Genomic DNA, 5,013 nt, shown 5'->3' on the forward strand with positions numbered 1-5,013 from the left:
GGGGGCGGGAGGGGGCAGACGCATAAACGCTAGAACCATTGGAACTAGCCTGAAACTCTAGCATCTTTAGGCTCCCTTGAGAATGAAATGGCCCTGTCCCCGATGGCACTGAACAGCTCACCCGCTATGATTCTGATAACAACCCGGTGAGCCGCCGCGATGCCAATCTACTCGTGATTCTATGGAGTGAAAAATGCAATCAGTGGTAACTGATGATAGGGAGCGATCGCTCATGTACCTATTAACAAATTAATCAGGAGGATGCCATCCCGCCTCAACCCAAAGTTTACGCGAGATCACCAACTCAGCACGGTTCATCCGAAGTGCAGTAATAGAAGCCCGACCTATTGTTGATTTTCCAAGCATAAGTGAACCGTCAGAACTCCACTCAAAATGATCAAACCAAGCTTGCATTTGAGGATGAAATAGACGAACATTTTGCTGAGATTGATTGTCAAATACAGAGACTCTCGCAGCCTTGTATAGATTGCAATCCCAACAAGCCAAACAAAGATTACGCTTCTCTGTAGTCCCTCCCAACGATTCCGGCACAATATGGTCAACTGTCAGGCGCACGCCCGAAATTTGTTGTGGTGTTTGGCAGTAAGCACAGCGATAACCAAATTGGGTGACAATTTCGGCACGAAGCCCATCTGGGACTCTGGATTTACTCATGGAGTGACAGCTAGTGCGGATATATCGTGGCCTCGTTCAGCCAGAAGAGCCGCCGACTTAGCCCGAACCATCATCATGTGGTTAAAGTGCTTTGATAATACCTGCACCTGTTCAAATTCCTCTGGAGTCAACCCCTCTCGTTGTCGCTTTTCCAACAGTTCCTGCATTAACTCATTGTCGTCTTCAGATGCTCGGGATGCAGCCGCACTCCACAGCTCTTCATCTGTGAGTAATGCCAGTTGATTTAGGCGATCGCTGATATCAGCAACTAACTCTGCATCGGTTATCAGTGCAGCATTAATCAGGCTAACCGTTTCTTCTTCCAACGGTCGCTCCGATTTCTGGGCCAAATCAACTAGCCTTTGATAGATTGAATCCGGTAAACGTAGCGTCAGAGTTTGCAAAGCCATAGTCTTAATGTCTGCATCAATCATCGGATGAATTTAATTATGCCCTGGTCCATGGGCGAGAAGGCAACCCCACTGCTAATTAAGGTTTCACCTCCGATGTGGCCAACCGTCTGACCCAACTGGTCACCCCTGACGGCATCAGCGACTACCGCTACAACAACCGTGATGAATTAACCTCCACCGACCACAGCTACCAGAGCGATGAAGCCTACAACTACGACGCGAGAGGCAATCGCACCAGCTACACCACAAGCGATCACAACCGACTGCTAAATGACGGCACCTACAGCTACGAGTATGACAACGAGGGCAATCGCACTCGGCGGGCCGATATCGCCACAGGTGAGGCGACGGAGTACACCTGGGACTACCGGAATCGATTGACCGGGGTGATCTCGAAGGATGGGGCAGGCACGATGACTCAGACGGTGCTCTATGCCTACGATGTCTACAACCGTCGTCTGAGCAGCGCTATAGACGCCGACGGGGCTGGGGCTGGCACCGCAACCGAGGAGCATTTCGTCTATGACGGTAGCCATATTGCTCTGGTGTTTGACAGAGCGGGCAATCTTACCCATCGCTATTTCCACGGGCCACAGATTGACCAGGTGCTAGCGGAGGAGACGGCTGGGCAAACGCGCTGGGCGCTGGGCGATCATCAGGGCAGCGTGCGCGATGCGATCAACGACACGGGCACGGTACTTAACCACACCACTTACGACAGTTTTGGCCAGGTCACCAGTGAGAGCAATCCAGAGATAGACTTTCGCTTTGGCTACACCGGGCAGGAGTTGGATGAGGAGTCGGGATTGATGCAGTACCGGGCGCGGTATTACGACCCAGCGGTTGGTGCCTTCGTAAGTGCTGACCCACTAGGGTTTGGCTCAGGGGATAGCAACCTATATAGCTACGTCTTCAACAGTCCAACAAACTTCACCGATCCCAGTGGAGAAAGCGCGATTGGCGATGGGATGAACAGATTTCTCGCCAACGATACGGTGTACAACGCGCTGAATCGAGCTGACCAGTTTGCCGCAGGCTTTGGCAGCGGGGCTACCTTTGGACTCACCAACGCGGCTCGTTCAGCTATCTATCGCGATGGGTCAGCCCAGCGCAACCAGTCGGGTTTGACTTATACCGTTGGCAACATCACCGGGGATATTGCCACTTCGATTGTGCTTACTGCTGCAACGATGCCCCGCCGCATTCGCCAAGCCTATATAGCGCTAGATACGGCGCGGACTGGGATAGATGTGGGTCGGAGTGCTAACAACATCTATCAGGACATCAGGAACGGGTGTACTGATAGCGCTGGTTCCTTTGGCGACTACCTGACGATTGGTGGGACGCTGATTGGGGTAGGCGTCAATGCTCGGGGTGCCCGAAATGTAGCTGATGGGGCAGATGGGGCTGATCACTTAGCTAGACCTATTTTTCAAGCTGGTGGGACAGGCGCTAGTGGAGGAGTATCAGAGCCAATACTGTTTGGGCAAAAACGTGTAGGGCCTAGTTTCAGTAGCGACCCTCGTTTTCCAAATACGAGCGGTAGAAGTATTGATGAAGTTGTCAGTGATTTACTGAATCCGAATACCCCTCTTTCCGCTGACGATTTGCCGATTACTGTATTCAGGGATCCAGATTCTGGTAGACTAGTATCCGCAAATACGCGAACTAGAGCAGCGTTAGCTCAAGCTGGCTTAGAGCCGACGAATATAAATTTTGTAGATCTTGATTCTCTGTCAAAAAGAGAGCGCCTCAAACTATTGAACAGACTTCAGGAAACTCCAATCATCGATAATGCACCGCTTCCGGGGACGAGGGTTCCAGTAACTCCATCCCAGACAGATCCGACCATTATAAGAGTAATTGAGATTGGAGGATAAAGTCACCATGACAAATACAGTAAAAGTACAACCAGTGCTAGTGCCATGGATGGTGAGTCCTTCCACCCCAAACTTTTTTTTGGCCTGTGACTCAACTCAACCCGAGGTGGCTACTATCTTGAGATTCTTGGCGTTCTTCGGGGAAGAAAGTACGTTTGAGAACATTAATGGATACGCAAAGGTTATGGTTATATTTGAAAATGGTTTCTGGGTTCGGTACTATCCAGATTTTTCAAGCAGTGAGCAAAAGAGATTGGATAGCTATAACTGGGAACAGATTCCTGAGTTCAGAGATAATTCAGGAAGTTTGAAGGGATCGAAGGCTAGATTTCGTGAATATTGGCAGCAAACATACGTTTGCCCTAATCCAGCAATGTATAGATTGATTGACTCCGATTGGATTAAGGAATTAGAATTGAGTGACTACGAATATGAGCATTATTTGGTAATAGGTGATGATTTCAATGTAGAAGTTATATGTAGAAACTACTCGTGGAAGATTGAAGCTTAATATTCTTTACCAATTATAATGAAGCAATACTAAGCAACACTCCGGACAGTTTTTGGCAGTCAACAGTAGGATGCGGGTTTCAGTCCTCTTCAACAGCAACCTGGCTAACGAGAAGCCAAGGGTTTCAGCGCTGGTTTGGAAAAGTGTCCGGACTATTGACTAAGGGTAGTTTTGCGGGGTTGGGTTAGAGAAAAGTTATCTGCCACATAGAGTGCAGGTGCAAGTAAAACACGGTGCACCGGTCGATCTACGATGCCCGCGGCCGACTGATCGCCATGGTGGATGAATCGAGCCAACCGTTAATCTGCCATAACTCTGGTAGCATCACTCAGGGTTTCAGCCTTTAGGCATGGCTAGGCTAGAGCCACCATCTCTACCGTCTATCTATGTCGCAGCATCGGTCTCTAGCGCCCGCCTTCCTTTTGGGTACCCTGCTTCTCCTCCCCGGCTGTAGTTTAACCAAACTGGCCCAAGTGGGAGTCTTCAACCCAGCCCAAGCGACCATAGCGCAGCACGTAGCCGGTGAGCCCTCGACAGAGCCCGCCTTACTGGCCCGCTACACCGTTGTAGAAGACACCGAAAGCTGGAGTAGCGTACTGTATGGCGATCGCGACTTTGCCAAACTGGAAGCATTCATCAATCAAAGCCTGCAACGCGAACGCACTGACGAGCTGTCATCGGCCTACCTCAATCGCCTTTACCGCGACTTAGGCGAACCACCTGCCCACGACGATAAAACTCTGACCGCCGCCGACCAGGAGCAGTTTGACCACAGTATGCAAGTGCTGGATCAGTGGAGCACCGCCTATCCTAACTCCCATATTCCCTACCTGATTCGCGGTCAGCTGCTGATCCATCAAGCTTGGGAGCATCGGGGCGAAAGCGTCGCCAGCAGAGTTCCGCCAGAAGCTTGGGCACCCTTTCGTGAACTCGTTCAACAAGCCCAGATAGAGCTAGAAACCGCTGCACAGCTGAACCCTCAAGACCCCAACGTGTGGGCCGCACTGCTGCTGGCCTCGCGGGGCCTGGGACAGCCCGAATCGCTCTGGCAAAACTATTACAATCGCGGCCTGGCAGCAAACCCCGCCCACATCGAACTCTGGGGCATGAAAGCCATGAGTCTCTTGCCCCAGTGGCAAGGCAGCGAGGCCCGTCTACTGGCCTTTGCTAAAGACGTTGATCGTCGCTCCAAATCAGCCAACAAGCCGATGTTGGGGGTCATTGCCCTTTACATTCATCGCGAGATTGATGACGATACCCCCGGTTATTTGCAGCAGCCGGATGTGTGGCATCAGGTCGAAGCGACCTATGCCCGCATCTTTGCCGCCTACCCGGACAACCTGCGCATGCGCTTCTACTACGCCTACGATGCCGCGATGGCGCAGCAGTGGCCGGTAGCCGCTGAGCCTTAACGGGTGACAACGTACCTAAAGAGCTTGCTGCATCAGGGATAGAGCATAGAGACCACGCTGAAAATAGCGATGTTTATGGGGTTTGAGCGCTATCAGTTGGAGTGCCCAGTCGGTCCATAACT

At 51.3% G+C, this 5,013-nt stretch carries 5 protein-coding genes; 3 read left to right on the top strand and 2 right to left on the bottom strand.

All coding sequences use genetic code 11. The features are described from left to right. Positions 1-249: 249 nt before the first annotated feature. The gene (locus tag IQ254_RS29615; RefSeq protein WP_193969730.1) at positions 250-675 is read right to left on the bottom strand and encodes an HNH endonuclease; all 426 of its coding nucleotides are present in this window, start codon (positions 673-675) and stop codon (positions 250-252) included. Beyond that, positions 672-1,109 carry a hypothetical protein gene (locus tag IQ254_RS29620; protein WP_193969731.1) on the bottom strand — a complete coding sequence of 146 codons (438 nt, stop codon included), beginning with the start codon at positions 1,107-1,109 and terminating at the stop codon, positions 672-674. Before IQ254_RS29620 ends, IQ254_RS29615 begins: the two co-directional genes overlap by 4 nt. Positions 1,110-1,183: 74 nt before the next feature. On the opposite strand from IQ254_RS29620, the gene IQ254_RS29625 reads away from it, so the two are divergent. From IQ254_RS29625 to IQ254_RS29635, 3 genes are all read left to right on the top strand, one after another. Next, positions 1,184-2,968, top strand: a complete 1,785-nt coding sequence (locus IQ254_RS29625; RefSeq protein ID WP_193969732.1) for an RHS repeat-associated core domain-containing protein — start codon at positions 1,184-1,186, stop codon at positions 2,966-2,968. 7 nt (positions 2,969-2,975) lie between these two features. Further along, complete coding sequence (locus tag IQ254_RS29630) at positions 2,976-3,479, top strand: hypothetical protein (RefSeq protein WP_193969733.1); 504 nt, start codon at positions 2,976-2,978, stop codon at positions 3,477-3,479. Between the two features lie 386 nt (positions 3,480-3,865). Beyond that, on the top strand, positions 3,866-4,891 hold the full coding sequence (locus IQ254_RS29635; protein ID WP_193969734.1) for a DUF4034 domain-containing protein: 1,026 nt from the start codon (positions 3,866-3,868) through the stop codon (positions 4,889-4,891). The last annotated feature ends 122 nt before the right edge of the window (positions 4,892-5,013 follow it).

This window comes from Nodosilinea sp. LEGE 07088 (assembly GCF_015207395.1).
In the GTDB taxonomy this organism is placed as follows: Bacteria; Cyanobacteriota; Cyanobacteriia; order Phormidesmidales; family Phormidesmidaceae; genus Nodosilinea.